1 pseudogene is annotated in these 390 nt (G+C 66.9%); it reads left to right on the forward strand.

The features are described 5' to 3' along the window. Positions 1-194: 194 nt before the first annotated feature. Positions 195-390 (forward strand): annotated as a pseudogene (locus HR086_RS47865) (SPFH domain-containing protein); the annotation flags it as partial.

Here is a 390-nt window from a genome sequence, read left to right on the forward strand (position 1 = left end):
CCCTGCCACTGTGCCTGGCACTGATGATCGGCTATGCCCTGATCGCGCGCGGCATGGCCTGAAAGCCTGCCGTCGCCGTCGCGCCATGATGAATGGCAGGCGCGCGCGGCGGTGGCGGCGGCCCATCCCGCTCCTCTATAGTCAGTCCAGCTCGGCAGGCATGGTGCCTGCCCTCGAATCACAGGGAGTTGGACATGGGTCTGGTACAGGCGGTGAAGGGTGCGGTGGGTGGTGTGCTGGCCGACCAGTGGAAGGACTTCTACACCGTGCCCACGGGCCTGCCCTCGACGGCGGCCCTGTTCGCAGCGGTACCGCGCGGCACCAATGCCGGCCGCGGCTCCAATACCAGCGGCTCGTCCAACATCATCACCAACGGCTCGAAGATCAACG

The sequence above is a fragment of the Myxococcus sp. CA039A genome (genome assembly GCF_013336645.1).
Taxonomy (GTDB): Bacteria; Myxococcota; Myxococcia; order Myxococcales; family Myxococcaceae; genus Myxococcus; species Myxococcus llanfairpwllgwyngyllgogerychwyrndrobwllllantysiliogogogochensis.